General features: G+C 73.4%; 20 protein-coding genes. 7 read left to right on the plus strand and 13 right to left on the minus strand.

Translation table 11 applies throughout. The features are described 5' to 3' along the window. Positions 1 to 36 precede the first annotated feature (36 nt). Positions 37 to 522, minus strand: a complete 486-nt coding sequence (locus ACIBSW_RS05745) for an Lrp/AsnC family transcriptional regulator (protein WP_184988298.1) — start codon at positions 520 to 522, stop codon at positions 37 to 39. 88 nt (positions 523 to 610) lie between these two features. On the opposite strand from ACIBSW_RS05745, the gene hppD reads away from it, so the two are divergent. The 4 genes from hppD to hisC are packed head-to-tail and all read left to right on the plus strand — an operon-like array spanning position 611 to position 4,548. Further along, on the plus strand, positions 611 to 1,765 hold the full coding sequence (gene hppD, locus ACIBSW_RS05750) for a 4-hydroxyphenylpyruvate dioxygenase (protein WP_354718352.1): 1,155 nt from the start codon (positions 611 to 613) through the stop codon (positions 1,763 to 1,765). A 10-nt stretch (positions 1,766 to 1,775) separates the two neighbouring features. Next, on the plus strand, positions 1,776 to 2,462 hold the full coding sequence (locus tag ACIBSW_RS05755; protein ID WP_354718350.1) for an RDD family protein: 687 nt from the start codon (positions 1,776 to 1,778) through the stop codon (positions 2,460 to 2,462). Next, positions 2,459 to 3,475 (plus strand): RDD family protein, encoded by a 1,017-nt coding sequence (locus tag ACIBSW_RS05760; protein ID WP_354718348.1) that lies wholly within the window; start codon positions 2,459 to 2,461, stop codon positions 3,473 to 3,475. Before ACIBSW_RS05755 ends, ACIBSW_RS05760 begins: the two co-directional genes overlap by 4 nt. After that, positions 3,472 to 4,548 (plus strand): histidinol-phosphate transaminase, encoded by a 1,077-nt coding sequence (hisC, locus tag ACIBSW_RS05765; protein WP_354718346.1) that lies wholly within the window; start codon positions 3,472 to 3,474, stop codon positions 4,546 to 4,548. The genes ACIBSW_RS05760 and hisC overlap by 4 nt, the downstream gene beginning before the upstream one ends. A gap of 40 nt (positions 4,549 to 4,588) precedes the next feature. Here the strand turns inward: hisC and ACIBSW_RS05770 are convergent, their stop codons facing one another. Further along, a complete protein-coding gene (locus tag ACIBSW_RS05770; RefSeq protein WP_354718344.1) occupies positions 4,589 to 5,788 on the minus strand; it encodes an MFS transporter in 1,200 nt (399 codons plus the stop codon). A 46-nt stretch (positions 5,789 to 5,834) separates the two neighbouring features. Between ACIBSW_RS05770 and ACIBSW_RS05775 the strand changes: the two genes are divergently transcribed. After that, positions 5,835 to 6,947 (plus strand): ROK family protein, encoded by a 1,113-nt coding sequence (locus ACIBSW_RS05775; RefSeq protein WP_354718342.1) that lies wholly within the window; start codon positions 5,835 to 5,837, stop codon positions 6,945 to 6,947. On the opposite strand, the gene ACIBSW_RS05780 is transcribed toward ACIBSW_RS05775, so the two are convergent. From ACIBSW_RS05780 to ACIBSW_RS05800, 5 genes are all read right to left on the minus strand, one after another. Continuing rightward, complete coding sequence (locus ACIBSW_RS05780) at positions 6,948 to 8,096, minus strand: PQQ-binding-like beta-propeller repeat protein (RefSeq protein ID WP_354718340.1); 1,149 nt, start codon at positions 8,094 to 8,096, stop codon at positions 6,948 to 6,950. Positions 8,097 to 8,111: 15 nt separating this feature from the next. Then, positions 8,112 to 8,570 (minus strand): SRPBCC family protein, encoded by a 459-nt coding sequence (locus tag ACIBSW_RS05785; protein ID WP_354718338.1) that lies wholly within the window; start codon positions 8,568 to 8,570, stop codon positions 8,112 to 8,114. Positions 8,571 to 8,609: 39 nt separating this feature from the next. Next, on the minus strand, positions 8,610 to 9,734 hold the full coding sequence (locus ACIBSW_RS05790) for a fumarylacetoacetate hydrolase family protein (RefSeq protein ID WP_354718336.1): 1,125 nt from the start codon (positions 9,732 to 9,734) through the stop codon (positions 8,610 to 8,612). Further along, positions 9,731 to 10,576 (minus strand): hypothetical protein, encoded by an 846-nt coding sequence (locus ACIBSW_RS05795; RefSeq protein WP_354718334.1) that lies wholly within the window; start codon positions 10,574 to 10,576, stop codon positions 9,731 to 9,733. The genes ACIBSW_RS05790 and ACIBSW_RS05795 overlap by 4 nt, the downstream gene beginning before the upstream one ends. Before the next feature lie 117 nt (positions 10,577 to 10,693). After that, positions 10,694 to 11,935 (minus strand): chitosanase, encoded by a 1,242-nt coding sequence (locus ACIBSW_RS05800; RefSeq protein ID WP_354718332.1) that lies wholly within the window; start codon positions 11,933 to 11,935, stop codon positions 10,694 to 10,696. A gap of 273 nt (positions 11,936 to 12,208) precedes the next feature. Between ACIBSW_RS05800 and ACIBSW_RS05805 the strand changes: the two genes are divergently transcribed. Beyond that, positions 12,209 to 13,393 carry an ROK family transcriptional regulator gene (locus ACIBSW_RS05805; protein ID WP_354718330.1) on the plus strand — a complete coding sequence of 395 codons (1,185 nt, stop codon included), beginning with the start codon at positions 12,209 to 12,211 and terminating at the stop codon, positions 13,391 to 13,393. A 10-nt stretch (positions 13,394 to 13,403) separates the two neighbouring features. On the opposite strand, the gene ACIBSW_RS05810 is transcribed toward ACIBSW_RS05805, so the two are convergent. The 4 genes from ACIBSW_RS05810 to ACIBSW_RS05825 all read right to left on the minus strand — a co-directional run bounded on the left by ACIBSW_RS05810 (position 13,404) and on the right by ACIBSW_RS05825 (position 16,324). Next, positions 13,404 to 14,489: a hypothetical protein gene (locus tag ACIBSW_RS05810; protein WP_354718328.1), complete on the minus strand. Its 1,086-nt coding sequence runs from the start codon at positions 14,487 to 14,489 to the stop codon at positions 13,404 to 13,406. 61 nt (positions 14,490 to 14,550) lie between these two features. Continuing rightward, positions 14,551 to 15,048: a 2-C-methyl-D-erythritol 2,4-cyclodiphosphate synthase gene (ispF, locus tag ACIBSW_RS05815; protein ID WP_354718438.1), complete on the minus strand. Its 498-nt coding sequence runs from the start codon at positions 15,046 to 15,048 to the stop codon at positions 14,551 to 14,553. Positions 15,049 to 15,061: 13 nt separating this feature from the next. Continuing rightward, a complete protein-coding gene (gene ispD, locus ACIBSW_RS05820; protein WP_354718326.1) occupies positions 15,062 to 15,778 on the minus strand; it encodes a 2-C-methyl-D-erythritol 4-phosphate cytidylyltransferase in 717 nt (238 codons plus the stop codon). 60 nt (positions 15,779 to 15,838) lie between these two features. Beyond that, complete coding sequence (locus ACIBSW_RS05825; RefSeq protein WP_184988251.1) at positions 15,839 to 16,324, minus strand: CarD family transcriptional regulator; 486 nt, start codon at positions 16,322 to 16,324, stop codon at positions 15,839 to 15,841. Positions 16,325 to 16,656: 332 nt separating this feature from the next. Between ACIBSW_RS05825 and ACIBSW_RS05830 the strand changes: the two genes are divergently transcribed. Beyond that, entirely contained in the window at positions 16,657 to 17,430 is a 774-nt protein-coding gene (locus ACIBSW_RS05830) for a hypothetical protein (protein ID WP_354718324.1), read from the plus strand. Positions 17,431 to 17,461: 31 nt separating this feature from the next. Here ACIBSW_RS05830 and ACIBSW_RS05835 read toward each other — a convergent pair whose 3' ends face one another. Together ACIBSW_RS05835 and ACIBSW_RS05840 are read right to left on the minus strand one after the other, a co-directional pair. Further along, positions 17,462 to 17,920: a DUF6023 family protein gene (locus ACIBSW_RS05835; protein WP_404799230.1), complete on the minus strand. Its 459-nt coding sequence runs from the start codon at positions 17,918 to 17,920 to the stop codon at positions 17,462 to 17,464. A 3-nt stretch (positions 17,921 to 17,923) separates the two neighbouring features. Then, positions 17,924 to 18,982 (minus strand): type III polyketide synthase, encoded by a 1,059-nt coding sequence (locus tag ACIBSW_RS05840; RefSeq protein ID WP_354718320.1) that lies wholly within the window; start codon positions 18,980 to 18,982, stop codon positions 17,924 to 17,926. Positions 18,983 to 19,001 lie beyond the last annotated feature (19 nt).

Raw genomic sequence — 19,001 nt, forward strand, 5'->3', positions numbered from 1 at the left:
CCTCGACGATGAGCCCGAAAAGCCCGTGTCGAGTTGCTATGCCCCGCTTGCCGCCTTGACCAGCGGCATCGTGCGGTAGGGAATCTGCTCGGCCAGCGCGATGATCGTCGACGCCCGCAGGATCCCCTCGTAGGCCAGGATGGTGTCGATCACCCGCTGCAGGTCGGCGTTAGAGCGCGCCACGATCCGGCACATCAGGTCGCCGCTGCCGGTGATCGTGTGCGCCTCCAGGACCTCCGGGATGTCGGCCAGGTGGGTGGTGACGGCGGTGTGGCCGTACCGCTGACTGATCTCCAGGGTCACGAAGCTCATCACGCCGTAGCCGATCGCGGCGGGTGAGACGTCCGGGCCGAAGCCACGGATCGCGCCGCGCGCGGTCAGCTTGTCGAGGCGGGCCTGCGCCGTGCCGCGGGCGACCGCGAGCCGGCGCGACAGCTCGAGCACGCCGATCCGCGGCTCCTCGGCGAGCAGCGCGAGCAGGCGGCCGTCGAGGGCATCTAGTTGGACATCCTGTATAGCCATGTTGCCTGTGCACTCTACCGAATGCGCATACTGACCAGCAATTTTTTCCACTATTGCCCACGGCGCGGCAACGAGCAAGCCTCTGCACATGACCCAGGTGATGGAAAACGCCCAAGAGACCGTCGACGTGTTCCCCGTCAAGGGCGTCGACCATCTCCAGTTCCTGGTCGGCAACGCCAAGCAGGCCGCCCACTACTACTCGACCGCCTTCGGGATGACCTGCGTGGCGTACCGCGGGCCGGAGCAGGGCTACCGCGACCAGGCCGAGTACGTGCTGGTCAGCGGTTCGGCGCGGTTCGTGGTCACGGGCGCGGTGCACGCCGGCGCCCCGGGCTCCGAGCACGTCGCCAAGCACAGCGACGGCGTGCGCGACATCGCCCTCGCCGTACCGGACGTGGACAAGGCCTACGCGCACGCGCTCTCCGCCGGCGCCCGCGGCGTCACCGAGCCGCACGACGTCTGCGACGAGCACGGGATCGTCCGGCTGGCGTCCATCGCCGCGTACGGCGACACCATCCACACCCTGGTCGACCGGTCGAAGTACGACGGCCCGTTCCTGCCCGGCTTCGTGGCCCGCGACCCGATCGTCGACCGGCGGCCCGCGATCGACGCCGGCCTGCAGCCCAAGCGCTTCTTCCAGGCCGTCGACCACGTGGTCGGCAACGTCGAGCTCGGCAAGATGGACGAGTGGGTCGCGTTCTACGGCCGCGTGATGGGCTTCACCAACATGGCCGAGTTCATCGGCGACGACATCGCCACCGACTACTCGGCGCTGATGTCCAAGGTCGTCGCCGACGGCACCCGCAAGGTCAAGTTCCCGCTCAACGAGCCCGCCGTCTCCAAGCGCAAGTCGCAGATCGACGAGTACCTCGAGTTCTACGGCGGCCCGGGCGCCCAGCACATCGCGGTGGCGACCAACGACATCCTGGCCAGCGTCGACGCCATGCGCGCCGCCGGCGTCGAGTTCCTCGCCACCCCCGACTCGTACTACGACGACCCGGAGCTGCGCGCCCGGATCGGCGAGGTCCGGGCGCCGATCGAGGAGCTGAAGAAGCGCGCGATCCTGGTCGACCGGGACGAGGACGGCTACCTGCTGCAGATCTTCACACGGCCGGTGCAGGACCGCCCGACGGTCTTCTTCGAGCTGATCGAGCGGCACGGCTCGCTCGGATTCGGCAAGGGCAACTTCAAGGCCCTGTTCGAGGCCATCGAGCGGGAGCAAGAGCTGCGCGGAAACCTGTAACACTGTCTCCGTGACGCAAGCCAACGACGATCTGGTGCGGGCCGCGGCCCACCCGCCTGTGGGTGGGCCGGTCCGCCCCCCGGTGCCGCCGCAGGCCGGTGGCCCGCCCAGGGGCGGCCCACCGCCGCCCCCTCAGTACGGGTACCACGGGCCGCCGCGGCAGCCGTACCGGTGGCAGCCGCCGCCGCTGGCGCCGGACGGGCGGCCGCTGGCCGACTTCGCCACGAGGCTGCTGTCGTACCTCATCGACTACGCGATCATGACCGGCGTCATGATGGTCGTCCTCGTGCCCGCCGCGGTCGTCTTCATGTTCAAGGTGATGCCGGACTTCGACGAGGCACTGGACAGCCCGGCCCCCCTCGACTTCGGCGAGGTGGTGGTGCCGTTCCTGCTGCTCGAGCTCGGACTGCTCGTGCTGACGCTGGTGGGCTACTACGTCTACAACGTCGAGATGATGTTCCGGAGCGGCCAGACCGTCGGCAAGAAGCTGATGAAGATCAGGGTGGTCCCGCTCACGCCCGGCGCGGCACTGACCCGCGGCATGGCCGCGAAGCGGTACCTCATCGAGTACATCTGCGGGGTGTTCGTGCCGTTCTTCGCCTACCTGGACGGCCTCTGGCAGCTCTGGGACAAGCCCTTCCAGCAGACCCTGCACGACAAGGTCGCCAAGACCGTCGTGGTAAAGGTTGCGCCATGACTTCGCTGCCTGCCGGTTGGTACAAGGACCCGGCCGACCCGTCGACCCAGCGCTGGTGGGACGGCGACGGCTGGCTGGGCAAGGCCATACCGGCCGACGCGACCCCGCCCGACGGGCCACCGCCCGCCGAGGAGGAGGAGGACGAGACTCCCGAGCCCGCCGCTCCGGCACCGGCGTCGCCGGCTCAGACCGCTCAGCCCGTTCAGCCGGCTCAGCCCGACGCGCAGCTCGCCGGCGGTCCGCCGCCGGGTTATCAGCAGCCGCCGCCGGGATGGACCCTGCCGCCGCCGGGCGGTACGCCCCCGCCGCAGGGCTGGCAGCCGCCGCCCGGATATCCGCAGCCGCCGGCCGGCTGGCAGCCACCGCCGGGCTGGGTGCCGCCGCCCGGCTGGGTGCCGCACGCCTACGCGTACAAGGTGCAGGCCCGCCCGCACGGTCTTCCGCTGGCCGGCGTCGGTCAGCGCTTCGTCGCCCGGATCGTCGACATCCTCGCCCTGCTGGTCCTGAACGTCGTGGTCAACGGCTGGCTGGCGTACCAGTGGTGGCTCGAGGTCGAGCCGGTCTTCCGCTCCGCGATGGCCGACCCGTTCGCCACCCCCGAGCCGGTCTCGCCCCGCTCGAGCTATCTGGTCCTCACGATGCTCCTCATCGCGACGGCGCTCTGGTTCGCCTACGAGGTGCCGGCCCTGGCCAACAGCGGACAGACCCTCGGCAAGCGCCTGCTCCAGGTCAAGGTCGTGAAGCTGGAGGACACCGAGCCGCTGGGCTTCGGCCGGGCGTTCCGGCGCTGGTTCCGGTTCGGCATGTGGACGCCGCTGTGGAGCTGCTACGGCGTCGGCTTCCTGGTTCAGCTGGCCATGTCGGCGTCGGTCCTCTTCGACCAGCAGCTGCACCAGGGTTGGCACGACAAGTCGGCCGCGACGGTGGTCGTCGCGGTGCCGCCGGGTCGGCCGGAACAGCAGGTAAAGGCGGCGCCCGACCACGCCGACGACTCCACCGGAGGACAGAGATGAGCAGGTTGACCCGCGCCGACCTGGAGGCGCTGCCCGCGTACGTGCCGGGGCGCAACGTCGCCGACCTGGCCCGCGAGCTGGGCATCGCGGAGGCGATCAAGCTGGCCAGCAACGAGGTGCCGTTCGGGCCGCTGCCGGGCGTCGCGGAGGCGGTGGCCAAGGCGGTCACGGAGTCGCACCGCTACCCCGACATGGGCGTGATCGCGCTCCGTGGCCGGCTCGCGGAACGCTACGGAGTGGACCCCGACCGCATCGTCACCGGCTGCGGCTCGGTGGCGCTGGCCGAGCACCTGGCCAAGGCGACCTGCCTGCCGGGCGACGAGATCGTCTACTCGTGGCGCTCGTTCGAGGCCTACCCGATCATCGCGGCGGGCGTCGGCGCGACGAGCATCCGCGTCCCGAACACCCCGGAGCACGGCCACGACCTGCAGGCGATGGCCGACGCGATCACCGACCGCACCCGCCTGGTGATCGTCTGCAACCCGAACAACCCGACCGGCACGAGCGTACGCAGGCAGGAGCTGGACCGCTTCCTGTCCCGGGTCCCGTCGGACGTGCTGGTGGTCCTGGACGAGGCCTACCGCGAGTTCGTGACCGACGAGCAGGTGCCGGACGGCCTGGAGGCCTACGGCGACCGCGCGAACGTCGTCGTCCTGCGCACCATGTCCAAGGCCTGGGGCCTGGCCGGGCTGCGGGTCGGCTTCCTGGTGGCCCAGCCCGAGGTCGCGGCGGCGATCCGCAAGGTGCTGACCCCGTTCTCGACCAGCGCGGTCGCGCAGGCGGCGGCGCTCGCGGCGCTGGACGCGGAGGCCGAGGTGACCCGCCGCTGCGCGCTGGTCATCACGGAGCGCGAGCGGGTCACCGAGGCGCTCCGCAAGCTCTACCCGGACGTGCCGACCAGCCAGTCGAACTTCGTCTGGCTCCCGCTCGGCGACGGCGCTCTCGACTTCGGCGCGGCCTGCGAGAAGCAGGGCGTGATCGTCCGCCCGTTCGCGGGCGACGGCGTCCGCGTCACGATCGGCACACCGGAGGAGAACGACGCCTTCCTGGCGGCGGCTGAGGCGGCCCGGTAGGCAGAGCGGCCTGAGCGGCGCGAGCACAGCCTCGCGCCGCTCAAGCCGGCGCGGGGACCTCCTCGGGCGCCGGGAGGTGTGCCGGGAAGGTCCGCCGGGACGCCATCACCACCAGCACCGCCGCCAGGGCGAGCACCGCGGCCAGCGCCGGCAGCCAGGCCAGCAGGCCGGCCCGGACGAAACGCTCGCCGAGCAGCGCACCGGCGCCGATGCCGACCTGGAACGCGACGACATAGACCGCCGAGGCCGCGTCGCGGGCATCGGGCGCGACGCGCAGGATCGCGGCCTGCAGGATCACCGGCGTCGCCGTGAACACGCCGCCCCAGGCCAGCGCCGCGAGCACCGTCGGCACCGCGCCCAGCACCGGGATCAGCACCACCAGCGACGCGATCATGACGCCCCCGAGGGCGACGAGCAGCGTCCGGGGATGCCGGTCGACGAACCGCCCGACGATCCAGGTGCCGAACAGGCCGGCCGCGCCGTAACCGAGCAGCAGCGCGCTCAGCCCGGCACCCTCCAGGCCGCCGTCGCGCCGCACCAGCGGCGCGAGGTAGGTGTAGGCCGCGAAGTGCCCGGTCACCAGGACCGCCGTGACCAGGCAGACCACCGCGACCGGCCCGCGGCGAATGATCCTGATCGAGGCCTTGAGCTGTGCGCCCACCCGGACGGCCAGGTCCTGGGGCAGCGCCGGCAGCCTCGGTAGCACCGCGACCACCGCTACCGCGCAGATCGCGCCCGCGCCGGCCAGCACCGCGAGCGCGACCCGCCAGCCGAGCCACTGGCCCAGCGCGGTGCTCAGCGGCACGCCCAGCACGATCGCCAGCGAGTTGCCGAGGAAGACCAGCGCCGTCGCCCGGCCGGCGCTGCCCGGCGGCACCAGCCGGGCCGCCACCGGGGCGATCGTCGACCAGAAAACGCCGTGCGCCACGGCGCAGATCAGGCGCGACAGGGTGAGGATCGTGAACGTTGCCGCGAAAACGGCGTTGAGCTGGGAGATTGCAAAGATCGCCACGGTCGCGGCGATGAGCAGGTGTCGCGGTACCCGCATGGTGAGCGCGGTCAGCGGGATGGTGGACAGCGCCGCCACGACGGCGTAGCTGGTGAGCAGCAGACCGACGTCCGCCTCGCTGACCGACAGTCCGTCCGCGATCTGCGGGAGCAGCCCGACCGGGATGGTCTCCGCGGTGACATAGACGAAGCAGGATGCGCCGAGCACGAACAGCGCGCCGCGGTGTTTCATCGACCGACAATAAACTCCTGTTCCGAGCAAAAGAAGGGGGAACGCTGTGACGACGCGCGCAACCGAGCTGTTGCGGGTGGTGCACGCCCGACCCGGAGTCACCCGCGCCGACGCGGCCCGGATGATCGGCGTCGGCACCGGCGCCGCCACGGAACTGGTCGGCCGGCTCGGGCAGGCCCAGCTGCTCGCCGAGGGGCCGACGGCGCCGAGCGGCGCCCGGGGCCGCCCGACGACCGCGCTGATCCCGCACCCGCGCGGGCCGCTGATCGCCGCCGCCTCGATCACCCACGAATCCTGGCGGGTGGACGTGGTCGAGCTGGGCGGCAGCGTCCTGGCCACGGCGGGCGAGGAGCTCGCCGGCCGGGGCGGCGACGAGGTGGTCGCGGCGCTGGGCGCGGCGGTGCAGCGCCTGCGCCTGGAGCACGGCGACCGGATCCGCGGCATCGGCATCTCGGTGCCGGGCACGGTCTCCCGCGATCTGATGCTGGACGCGAGCCAGCTCGGCTGGCACGAAGTCGACCTGGCGGCCGCCTGGCCGCGGGCCGAGACGTTCGTGGCGGGCAACGACGCCACCCTCGCCGCGTCGGCCGAGTCCCGGCGCGGCGTGGCCGTCGGTGCGGCGGTGGCGCTGCACCTGCGCATCGAGGCCGGCCTCGGCGGCGCGGTAGTGGACGGCGGCAAGGTGCTGATCGGCGCGCTGGGCGCGTCCGGCGAGTTCGGCCACATGCCGTTCGGCGACCCGGCGGTCCGCTGCCCGTGCGGCGCGTACGGCTGCTGGGGCACCGCCGTCGACGGCTCGGCGCTGGCCCGCCTGCTCGGCCACGCCGCGCCCCGGGACCCGGTCTCCTACGCCCGCCGGATCATCAACTCGCCGGAACCGGGGCCGGTTGCCGCGACGGCGGCCGTGGCGACGGCCCTGGGCCGGGGCATCGCGGGCCTGGTCAACGGCCTGGACGCCGACCTGGTGACGCTCGGCGGCCTGGGCGTCGACCTGCTGGCGGCGGCGCCGGAGCGGATCGCCGCCGCGTACGGCGCCGGCCTGATGGACTTCCGCCGCGCGGCGCCACCGCCCGTGCTGCCGGCCCTGCTCGGCGACGACGGCCCGATCGCGGGCGCGGCCGAGGAGGCCTGGACGGCCCTGCTGACCCGCCTGGTGTAGCTAGAGCGCGGCGATGATCACCGGGTCCATCGTGTAGTAGTGGTTCGGCTCGTCCGGGTCGGTGCCCGCCGCCGGCCGCAGGCGCTCGATCGCCACGTAGCCGTCCGTGAGCTGCCAGGCGTGCGGCTTCCAGGCGTCCACCCGCTCCTTCGCCACGTACAGCGGGAAGGTCGCACGCTGCGCCCCGGTCGCCGCGTCCACGATGACCAGCCGGTCGTCCGGGGTGAGCAGCACGGCCTTGCCGGCGCGGACCCCGAGCACCCGCGCCGCGCCGTCCCACCGCCACAGCTCGCGGCCCGCGCGCGTGGCGGTCACCGCGACGCCCGACGCGGTGAGCACCAGGTCGCCCGCGGCGGTCGCGGCGGGGTCGTCGAGCGCCGGCGCGCGTTCGGGTCGCCGGCCGGCGACCAGCCAGCCCTGCCCGGACGCGTCGCGCAGGCCCGCGCACCCGGAGCGGGCCACGTCGCAGCCGGTCGCGGTCGACGGCCCGGCGGGCCAGCCCGGCACCGCGCCGCCGGAGATCACGTCCCAGGCCCCGGTGCCGCAGACGTACCGGCCGCCGGCGGTCACGAAGCCGTCGGCGCAGCCCGGCGGCAGCTCGACCGACCAGCGCTGCGCGCCGTCCGCGATCGCCCGGGCGGTCAGCCGCCGCCCGTCGGTGACCAGCACGCTCGTGCCGGCGATGTGCAGCCCCGGCGGCGCCCAGACCGCGGCCGACCCGGTCCGCCCCGCGAAGCCTTCCGCGGGGGGCCCGCCGGAGCGCCACACGAGCGTTCCGGTACGCCCGTCGAGCGCCACCAGGTCACCGTCCGACCAACGGGTGACCACCGTCGTGCCGGCCGCCACCACCCCGGTCAGCCGCTCCGGCCAGCGCCGGTACGACCACCGCGGCGTGTACATCGTCCGCGCCTCGACCGGGGCATCCGCCTTGACCAGGCGATCGGCCGCGTAGACCCGGATCCGGTCGTCGACGATCAGCGGCGCCATGGAGGTCTTGCCGGTGACTCCAGCCGGGAGCGTCACCGCGACCGGGTACGGGTCGACGGCCGGCTCGAGGACCTCCGCCGGCGCCAGCATCCGCCAGCCGACGGCGCCCGCGGCGAGCAGCACGGCCAGGGCGGCGACGGCGTACGGGAGCTTCCTGATCACGCCTGCGACGATAGGTCAGGCCGCGGCGGCCAGGTCGTCCAGGTCGCGCCGCAGCGCGCCCTCGACCGTACGCGCGGCCAGCCCGCCGAAGACCAGCGCGAGGAAACGTCCCGCCGGCGCGGTGGGGGTGCCGTCCTGCACGACGGCGACCATCGTGCCGCCGCGATGCCGGCCCGCGGTCACCGCGACGAACGTGTACGTCATCCGGTATTCCGCGCCGATGCCCGGCGAGGCGACGACGAAGCGCTCGGGCACGACGCACTCCTCAACGTGGAACTCCTCGGTGATCTCCCCGCCGTCCGCCATGGTGCGGGTCTCGCGCCACACCGTTCCCGCGCGGAAGGGTCCGGGGGTGAGCACCTCGACGGCGCTCACCGTCGACAGCCAGCCGCGGCGCCCGGGCAGGTCGGTGAAGACACGCCACACGGCCGCGACCGGCGCCTCGACCAACCGTGTCACCTCGACCGTCGACATTGCGTGACCTCCCGGATACAAGGTACGGGCAGTTTCCGGTCAGCGACAGACGGTTCCGCTTACCGCGCCGAGCCCGAGCGGCCTGCCGTCCGGGCCGGGCGCGGTGGCGCCGATCGTCACGGTGTCGCCGTCGAGCAGGAAGTCGCGGGTCGAACCGTCGTCGAGCTTGACCGGCTCGGCGCCGTTCCAGGTGAGCTCGAGGAACGAGCCGGCCTCGCGGCGGGCCGGGCCGGAGACGGTGCCGGAGGCGAAGAGGTCCCCGGTCCGCACGCCCGCGCCGTTGACGGTCAGGTGCGCGAGCTGCTGCGCGGGCGTCCAGTACAGCTGGGCGAACGGCGGCGAGCTGACCGGGGTGCCGTTCCACTCGACCGTCAGGGCCAGGTCCAGCCCGTCGCCGGGCGGCGTCAGGTAGGCGGCCGGCGCCGGATGCTGCGCCACGGCCGGCACCAGCGCGCCGGCGAGCGCCTCGAGCGGCACCACCCACGGCGACACCGACGTCGCGAACGACTTGCCGAGGAACGGCCCGAGCGGCTGGTATTCGAAGGCCTGGATGTCCCGCGCCGACCAGTCGTTGACCAGGACCACGCCGAAGACGTGCTCGGCGAAGTCGGTGGTGCGGATCCGGCTGCCGGGCAGGCCGACCACGAAGCCGACCTCGGCCTCGACGTCGAGGCGCCGGGTCGGGCCGAACTCGCCGGGGCCGAGCTGCCCGGCGGGCCGGCTGATCGGGGTGCCCGAGACGACGACGGTGCCGGCGCGGCCGTGGTAGCCGACCGGCAGGTGCTTCCAGTTGGGCTGCAGGCCGGGCCGGTCCGGCCGCAGGATCCGGCCGACGTTCGTGGCGTGGTGCTCGCTGGAGTAGAAGTCCGTGTAGTCGGCCACCTCGAACGGCAGGTGCAGCTCCACCTCCGTCAGCGGCACGGCCGGCAGCGTCGGCGCCAGCTCGACGACCCGGGCCCGGACCGCCATCCACTGCGGACGCCCGAGGGACATCAGCACGTTGAGCGACGGCCGGCACAGCGCGCCGCCGGCCAGGATCAGCTCCGCCGACTCGGCCCGGGACAGGTCGAGCACGGCGTCGCCCAGCCGGACGCCGATCCGCCGCACCCCGTCGGGCCCGCTGAACACGCCGTACGGAAGGTTGCGCAGGTCGAAGAGGGTCACTCGTAGCCGCCGTTGATCAGGCCGAGGCGGATCAGCTCGGTCAACGGCTCCAGCACGTTGGGCGCGCCGAAGCCGACCCAGAGCGGCCGCGGCTCGTCGCGGCGGACCCGGGCCGGCTCGATCAGCGGCACCGGATGCGTCGCGCCCAGCACCTCGGCCACCTCGGCCACCTCGGCGCCGTCGGCCGCCGCGGCGGACGCGACCAGCACGTTCAGGAATCCGTGGTGGGTGAAGCCGGTCTCGGGGTCGGTGTGCCGCAGCGCGTGCCGCAGCCCGGCGGCGAGCTTGAACGGCAGGGCCCGGTCGCGGCAGGCGCAGATGACCGCGGCGAGCTCGACCGGGGTCGGGAACAGCTCGGCGGCGAGCCCGCCGACCCGGAACTTCGGCGCGATCCGCCATCCCTCGGCGCGCTGCCCGGCCACGGTGTCCAGGCCCGCCAGCAGGCCCCAGCTCAGCGGGATCTCCGCGTACACGTCGAGGTCGGGCTCGGCGGCGGCGAGCCTGCCGAGCGCGCCCAGGCCGGGCTGCGGGTCCTCACCGCGGCGCGCGACCGCCGCCTCGACCGCGCCGACCACGGCCCCGGCGGACCGCAGCTTGGCGACCACGGCGGGCAGGGCGCCGAGCGCGGCGTCGTTCACGACGCCGACCGCGAGCCCGCCCGGGGACAAATCAAGATCAACAGCCGACGACGGTACGAGCAACGAGCCGACAAGTCCGGCGTACCAGGCGTCGCGGTGCTTTCCGTGCACCTCGAGCACCTCGCGGAACCCGAAGACGCCGGGTGGAAGCAGGGACGCGTCGTCGACGAGCCCTGCGAACAGCGGCGGCACGAGGGTTGACACGAACTGAACCTAATGGACGTTCCGAGGACCGGACAGCTCCGTCCGTAATGTCAGTTTTCTTAGAGGTGGTGGCCGGATCGTGTCCGGCCACCACCCTTTCCTCCCCCGGAGCGGTCGTCATCCGATGTGGTAACGGTCCCCGTAGATCGAGAAGTCAAGCGGGGTGTTCAGGTCGAGGTTGCCGTTGCGCAGGAACACCCGCTGGGCGGTGTCGATGCGGGTGACGTCCTCGTGCGCCGCCTCCTTCTTCATCTCGACGACGCGCTCGTCCAGGAACGCGTCGAGCCACGCGGTCTCGTTGCCGCCCTGCGCCGGCGGCCGGGCCCGGCGCAGCGCCCGGTCGCGAATCGAGCGCATGCCCTCGTAGCCGTGCACGACCGCGGCGTCGTAGTAGGCGAACTGGCCCAGCGCCCGCACCCCGTCGGCCTTGCCGTCGCGCACCGACGGGTTGAAGTAGACCCGGTCGCGCTCGGACTCCTGCGCGGCCCGGAACACCGGGTCGGCCGCCGCCGACCGCCAGTCGCCGGTGAAGCCCGGGTCGAGGCCCGCGTGCGACGAGCTGCCGTTGACGTTGCGCAGCGCCGGCAGGTACCTGGCCAGCACGTTGCCCGGCTTGGTCGCCGTGTACGCCTCGACCAGCTCCAGCATGTCTCCGGTGCCGGAGCAGAAGCCGATGATGCCGGCGGTGTAGCCACGCCCGTCGCCGATGTCCTCGATGTACGAGAACTGCGCGCGCCAGTCCAGCGAGGAGTTCTCGGCCGCGGAGACGATCTGCATCGCCACGTCCTTCTTCGCCGGGTTGTCCAGGTTCACCCCGCTACCCGTCGGGGCAGTGGTCGGCGTCGTGGTTCCGCCAGGCAGCGTCCACCGCTGGTTCGCGCCCGTGCCGCAGGACCAGATCTGCAGCCGGTTGCCGTTGGCCGAGCTGTTGTTCGGCGCGTCGAGGCACTTGCCGGAGCCGGTGTTGACCAGCGTGCCGTTCGCCGCGGCGGCCCACTTCTGCGCGGCCGTGCCGTTGCAGTCGTACAGCTGGATCCGGGTGCCGTCCGCGGTGCCGGCCGCCGTGACGTCCAGGCACTTGCCCAGCGCCTTGATCGAGTTGTCGGCGTTGCCGACGGTCCAGGTCTGCGCGCTGGTGCCGTTGCAGTCGTACAGCTGGATGGCGGTGCCGTTCGCGCTGCTCGCGGCGGCGACGTCGACGCACTTGCCGCCGAGGCCCCGGATCGGGCCGGCGGTCGCGGCGCTGGCCGGCAGGAGCCCGAAGGCGAGGCCGGCGGCGGGGATCAGCACGCCGACGAGGGAGTAGGCGATCGCCCTCGTCCGGCGGCGGCGCGGGGGGTCGGGGATGGGGATGGTCATGGCGCTCCTCGAGGGGGTTGAGGCGGTGGCGCGCGGGATGAAGCCATCGATGACCGGCATGGGGGATCGGTCGTCGCGGCGATGAGTGGTCACGCTAGGTCAGTTAAGATGATTAATCAATAGCCGTCAATTGATGCCTGGGGACCGATATGCCCGGCGATTGAGGCCGTGTCGGAGCAGCCGCGCGGCCCAGGGGCGCACGCAGCGCAACCGGGGATTGACAGCACGGGCCGCTTATTGTTAACTGACTTGCCAATCACCCGGGAGGGCCGCGTGCCGAGACTGGCGGGATCGTCCAAGCTGCTGCGCGCCATGAACGAGAGCGCGGCGCTCGCCCACCTGCTCGAGCCCGGCATGCTCACCCGCGCCGACCTGCGCAGGCTCACCGCGCTGTCCACCCCGACCATCTCCGAGGTGCTGCGCCGGCTCACGGACGCCGGGCTGGTGACCGTCGTCGGTCACAACAGCGGCCGGCCGGGGCCGAACGCGGAGATCTACGCCGCGAACCCGGACGCGGCGTATGCCGCCGCGGTTTCCGTCCGCGACATCGGCGCGAGCGGGGCACCCTCGGTCGTCGGCGCGCTCTGCGACCTGACCGGAGCCGTGCGGGCCCGGATCGAGTCGCGGATCGACTTCCTGCGCACCGACCCGAAAACCGCCCTGGTCGAGGTGGTCGCCGAGCTGCGCGCGAAGGCGGGCGTACCCGCCGAGCGCGTCAGCCACGTGCAGCTCGGCGTGGCCGGCTCCTACGACAGCGGCGCCGAGACCATCCACCACGTCGACGTGCCCGGCTTCGGCCGCGCCGGCCTGGTGCCGGAGATCGCCGAGGCGCTCGGCACCCACGTCGGCGTCGACAACGACGTCAACCTCGCCGCGGTCGCCGAGCGGCGCCGGGGCGTCGGGCGGCAGGCGGACGGCTTCGCCCTGCTCTGGCTGAGCCAGGAGGGCCTCGGCCTGGCCATCGACATCGGCGGCACGCTGCTGCGCGGCGCGCGCGGCGGCGCGGGCGAGATCGGCTACATGCCGCTGTACGCGCCGGACTCCACCCACCGCAAGGTCGACCTGCAGGACCTGGTCGGCGGCGCGGCCATCCTGGCGCTGGGTCAGGACCACGGCGTCGCCGGCCGCACCCCGCTCGAGGTCGTCCTCGCCGCCGCGGCCGACCCGGGTGCCGGCGAGTTCATCGCGCAGCTGGCCGACCGGATCGCGGTCGGCCTCGCCGCCGTGATCGCCGTGCTCGACCCGCCGCTGGTCGTCCTGGCCGGCCCGGTCGCACAGGCCGGCGGGCAGACCCTGCTCGACGCGGTCACCGGGGCACTGCACCGCGCCGCCCCGCTGGAGAGCACCGTCGCCGTCACCACGATCGACGACGACGCCGTGCTGCTCGGCGCCCTGGACGCCGGGCTCGGCGCGGTCCGCGGGGCGCTCATCGCCGCCATCCGCGACAACCAGGCCTGAGGTCCGGCACTCAGGTGCGCTGCGTCAGTACCAGGATCTCGGCGAGGCCGGCCAGGACCATCGCGATGATCAGCGGGACCACCCCGCCGAACACGGTGAACCCCAGCAGCCCGAGCGGCGCCAGGAACATCGCGTAACCGGCGACGGCCAGCCGGCGCGAGGTGACCGAGACGCGGTGCAGCGCCGCGCCCATCGGCTCCGGCAGGGCCCGCGCCAGCCACCAGCCGACGGCGACCAGCACCGCGACGCCGATGAAGCCGGCCCACGTCCGGGCGACCCCGGTGCTGGCCAGCGTCATCACGGCGGCGAGGACCGCGGCGATCAGCACGCCGTTGCTGCCGTAGAGCACGGCCTGGCGGAAGGCGTCGAGCGTGACCGACGAGGTGTCCAGCACCGGGCCGCGCGGCAGGCTCACGTCGGGCGCGGGCGCCGACGGATCGGCCGGCGCCGGCACCGGCAGCGCCGCGTCGGCCAGACCCTCGAGGGCCAACGCCCAGCGCCGCCGCTCGAGCCGGACGACGCCGACGTCGCGCTGGGCTTCGCCGATGACGGGGTCCAGGTCGAGGGACTCGCCGTAGGCGCGCTGCGCGAGGGCGAAGAGCCGCAGCCGGGCGGCGACCACGGCCAGCACCAGGTGCGCCTCGGCATCGGTCGGCGCCAGCCGCACCCCGTTCCAGGCGGCGTTGAGCGCCTCCTGCCCGTTGCGCGACTCGCTGAGCAGCGCCGCGCCGGTGCGCTGCGCGTACGGGTCCTCGGGCCAGGCCGACAGGATGGAGATCGCCACCTGGGCCGCCTCGCCGAACCGCCGGTCGTCGGCGAGCGCCATGGCCCGCACCGCGAGTGGACCGATCGTCCCGGGCGCGGCCGCGACGGCCCGGTCGGCGGCGGCCAGCGCGTCGGCCGGCTGCTCCGCGATCACATGCACCCGGGCCAGGGTGCTCAGCAGCCCGGGGTCGTCGGGCGCGGCCGACAGGCCCGCCGCGATCTCGCCGACCGCCTCGTCGTAGCGGCCGAGATCGGCCATCAGGAGGGCCCGCTGCCGGTACTCCTCGGGGGTGGTCTCCGGCTCGGACTGCGACGTGGGCTCACTGGACACCCATCGAGGGTAGGGCCTGCGCCGTGAGTTCGGCGTGTGTGGGGTGAGCCGGCGGATCGGCTCAGGACCCCGGCGGCCCGGTCTCGGTGGCGATCTCGTAGACGAGCGCGGTGGCGATGGCGGCGAGGCCCTCGCCCCGGCCGGTGAGACCCAGCCCGTCGGTGGTCGTGCCGGAGACGGTGACCGGCGCGCCGACCGCCTCGGAGAGGACCTGCTGCGCCTCCGCGCGGCGCATGCCGATCTTCGGACGGTTGCCGATGACCTGGATCGAGACGTTGCCGACCGCGTAGCCGTGTACCCGCAGCCGCCGCGCCGTCTCGGCGAGCAGGGTCACCCCGGCGGCGCCGGCCCACTCGGGCTCGTCGGTGCCGAAGTTGCTGCCGAGGTCGCCGAGCCCGGCCGCGCTCAGCATCGCGTCGCAGGCGGCGTGCGCGGCCACGTCGGCGTCGGAGTGCCCGGACAGCCCGGACTCGCCCGGCCACATGAGGCCGGCCACCCAGCACACCCGGTCGGGATCGAAGGCGTGCACGTCCGTGCCGATGCCGACGCGCTGACTCAGAGGGCTCACCGCGTCAGGCTACGTGGAGCAGCGCCTCGGCGATCACCAGGTCCAGCGGACGGGTGATCTTCATGGCCAGCTCGGACCCGGGCACGCAGGTGACCGGCACGCCGGCCTTCTCCACCATCCCGGCGTCGTCGGTGTGCGCGGCCAGCCCGGCGGCGTGCGCCGCGGCGAGCACGTCGCGCCGGAAGCCCTGCGGCGTCTGCACGCTGCGCAGCACGGCCCGGTCGACGGTGCCGAGCACCACCTCGGCCGACCCGGGCGCCCCCGCACCGGCGGACCCGACCTCCTTGATGGTGTCCACCACGGGCAGGACCGGGATCACCGCCGCGCATCCGCCACGGACGGCGGCCGCGACCGACTCGACCAGCTCGGGCGGGGTGAGGGCGCGGGCGGCGTCGTGCACGAGCACGACGCCGACGTCCTGGGGCACGGCGGCCAGCGCCGCGGCGACGGAGTGCTGCCGCTCGGCGCCGCCGGCGACGACGGTCACCGGCGCGACCGGGGCGAGCAGGGCACGGACCGCCTCGACGTCCGCGGCCGGCGCGGCGACGACGATCAGGCGCACCGAAGGTGCGGCGGCGACGCGGCGCACGGCGTGCACGAGCAGGGGCTCGCCCGCCAGCAGGCGCAGGGCCTTCGGCCCGCCCGGGCCGAGGCGCAGGCCGGCGCCCGCCGCCGGAACGAGGACCGCGACGTCACCGCGAGCATTGAGCTGCGCGGTCACGTCGCGGTCCTGTTCGGCTGATAACACAGGTGGGGGTGGTGCACAGAGGTGGTGGGGACGTCAGGCCTCGGTGAGCACCTTGTCGAGGAGGACTTCCGCCTCGTCCTTGGTGCTCTTCTCGGCGAGGGCCACCTCGCCGACGAGGATGTCGCGGGCCTTGGCGAGCATGCGCTTCTCCCCAGCCGAGAGACCACGCTCACGCTCGCGACGCCAAAGGTCGCGAACGACCTCGGCTACCTTGAGCGGGTTACCGGACGCGAGCTTCTCAAGATTGGCCTTGTAACGCCGCGACCAGTTGGTCGGCTCCTCGGTGTGCGGCGCGCGGAGGACGTCGAAGACCTTGCCCAGGCCTTCCTCGCCGACCACTTCACGCACGCCGACGATCTCGGCGTTCTCAGCGGGCACGCGGACCGTCAGGTCGCCCTGGGCGACCCGAAGGACGAGGTAAAGCTTCTCCACGCCCTTGATAGTTCTAGTCTCGATTGCCTCGATGAGTGCGGCCCCGTGGTGGGGGTAAACAACGGTCTCGCCGACACTGAAAACCATAGGTTCGAAACCCCTTTCGCTGTGTCTAGGGTAACACGCTCAGGCAGCGATGTCCCACCCCGGCCGTGACTGTTAGTGCAGCTCAGAGGGCCTGTGAGCCGTCTTTCTACCGCTTGACATGCGAGCGAAGACCTGCCTCGGTCACCGAGGGTGATCGCAGCGTAACGACTCGAACCAGCGAGTCGGAAATTCCGGACCTGAAGCCTTTGCGAGGTCAAGCTTATCGCTTGGGACGGAGAGCGCCCACCACTGGCGGTCGGCCCCTCGGGTGGGGGAGGCTGGACGAAGGTCCCCGGCCACGCGAGACTTTCCGGCAGGGGGGAGGGTGAATCGTGGGCAGTTTGAGCGACAACGGTGGCAACTGGCCACCAGATGGCGGTTCCCCTGACGGCCTGCCCGACCTCCCCGAGGAGTGGGGCGTCATCGTCATCCCGGACGACCTCTCGGAGCTGTCCGAGGAGGTCACCGCCGTCCAGGACGAGCTGCGCCGGTCTCAGCCGCAGACCCGCTGGCAGCGGTTCACGCAGCGCCCGGGCATGCGCGCGCTGCGCCGCGCCGGCGCCGCCAGCCTCCGCGCACCGGTCCTGATCATCTCCATGGCGGTCCTGGTGACCGTCGCCAGCCTCTTCGCCTCCGCGTGGCCCGGGCCGGCCCGCTCACCCGCGACCCAGCGCACCGCCACCACGACCGACGACAAGGGCGACACGCTGCCCGCGCTCGAGCTGATCGGCACGGACGGGCGGACCGTCCCGCTCCGCGGGCAGTTACCCGCCGTGGTCCTGCTCACCGACGGTTGCGAATGCGACCGGTTGGTCGCCGACACCGCCGCGGCGGTAAAGCCCGAAATCGCCGTTGTGACGGTTGTCTCCGGCGCCGCTCCGGGACAGACCGGCGGCGCGCCGCCTACCGGGGCGACCCCGCAGGCGCAGGGCACGGCCGTCCGCGCGCTCCGCGACCCGACCGGCGAGCTCCGGGCCGGGTTCGAGCTCGGCCCGCCCGACGGCACCGCGGCGGCGCTGCTGGTCAACCGGGGCGGCGAGATCGTCCGCAAGGTGCCCCGAACCGTCTCGATCGAGGACCTCCGGCCGGACCTGGCCCGGCTCTGACGCCGCGCGCCGACCGCCCCCGGGCGGCCGGTCAGTACGCGCGGGTGCGGACCACCCGCCAGCGGAAGACCGCCGGCCCGTCCGTCTCGGCCGATACCGCCATGTAGAACTCGTCGGCCAGCCCGACCGTCAGCTCGACGGGCTGCGGCTCGCCCTGTCCGCACCGCACCGCCCGGCCCGAGTCGACGCCCTGCGTACTGAGCCGGACCCGGACCTGCCCGTCGCCGACGCAGAGCATCGCCAGCGCGTATGAGCCGCCGCGGACCGATGTGCTGCGCTCGGTGCGCACGCCGGCGGCCAGCACCATGGTCTCCGCCTCCGACTGCAGGGACAGGTCGGGCAGCAGCCGCTCGACGGTCTCGCGGCCCGCCGTGACCGCCGGATCCTCACCCGTCTCGGGCGCGGCCCGGACGAACCACAGCAGCCCGGCGAGGAGCAAGGCCGCGGCGAGACCGTAAATGGTCACGCTCCTCGCCCGGTCCCCCGTCACGCCTCAAGTCTCCAGCAGGACGCCGTAAAGCGTCAGCCCGGGACCGAATGCCAGCAGCACCACCCGCCGGGGCGGCGCCGGGCGCCGGCGGAGCGCGTCCAGCACCAGCAGCACGGTCGGCGACGAGCAGTTGCCGCGGGTGGCCAGCACCTCGCGGGAGGCGGCCAGCGCCTCGGCCGGCAGCCCGAGCCGGTCCTGGACCACGTCGAGGATCCTCGGGCCGCCGGGGTGCACCGCCCAGCCGTCGATGTCGCCGATCGACAGGCCGTGGCGGCCGAGCAGGTCGTCGACCATGGCACGGACGTGCGCCGACAGCACGTCCGGCACCTGCGCCGAGAGGCCCATGCGGAAGCCGAGGTCCGTGACGTCCCAGGTCATGTGGCCGGCCGTGGTGGTGTCGGTGAGCGCGATGACGTCGCGCACGGCGTACCCGCCGGGGGTCTCGGCCGGGGTGAGCACGACGGCGGCCGCGGCGTCCGAGAAGAGCGCGTGCGAGACGATCTGCTGAATGTCCGCCCGCGGATCGCTCGGCTGCAGGTGCAGGCTGGTCAGCTCGGCGCAGAGCAGCAGTGCCGGGCGGCCGCGGGCGGCGACGAAGTCGGCCGCCGTGCCCAGGCCGGGCAGCGCCGCGTAGCAGCCCATGTGCCCGACGAAGAGGCGCTGCAGCGACGCCGCCATGCCCATGTCCCGGGCCAGCAGGATGTCGATGCCCGGCGTCGCGTAGCCGGTGCAGGAGCAGACCACGAACAGGCCCAGCTCGTCGGCGGCGATCCCGGCCTCGGTGAGCGCCCGGCCGACCGCCTCCTTGGCCAGCGGCATGGCCTCCACCTGGTAGCGGCGCATCCGGCGCTCGGTCGACCAGCCGGAGATGTCCTCCAGCAACGGGCTGACCGCGGCCTGCCGGGTGCGCACGCCGGAGTTGGCGAAGATCCGCTCGGCCAGGGTCCGGCGGGCGCCCGCGTAGCGCCCGGAGAAGAAGTTCTCCCACAACTCGCTCTGCGTCGCCGACGGCGGCAGTGCCGTGCCGATCCCGGCGATCGTCACCCGACCGATTCTCTTCACTTGTGCCTCCCACGTGCCG

This window comes from Actinoplanes sp. NPDC049668 (assembly GCF_044465445.1).
Taxonomy (GTDB): Bacteria; Actinomycetota; Actinomycetes; order Mycobacteriales; family Micromonosporaceae; genus Actinoplanes.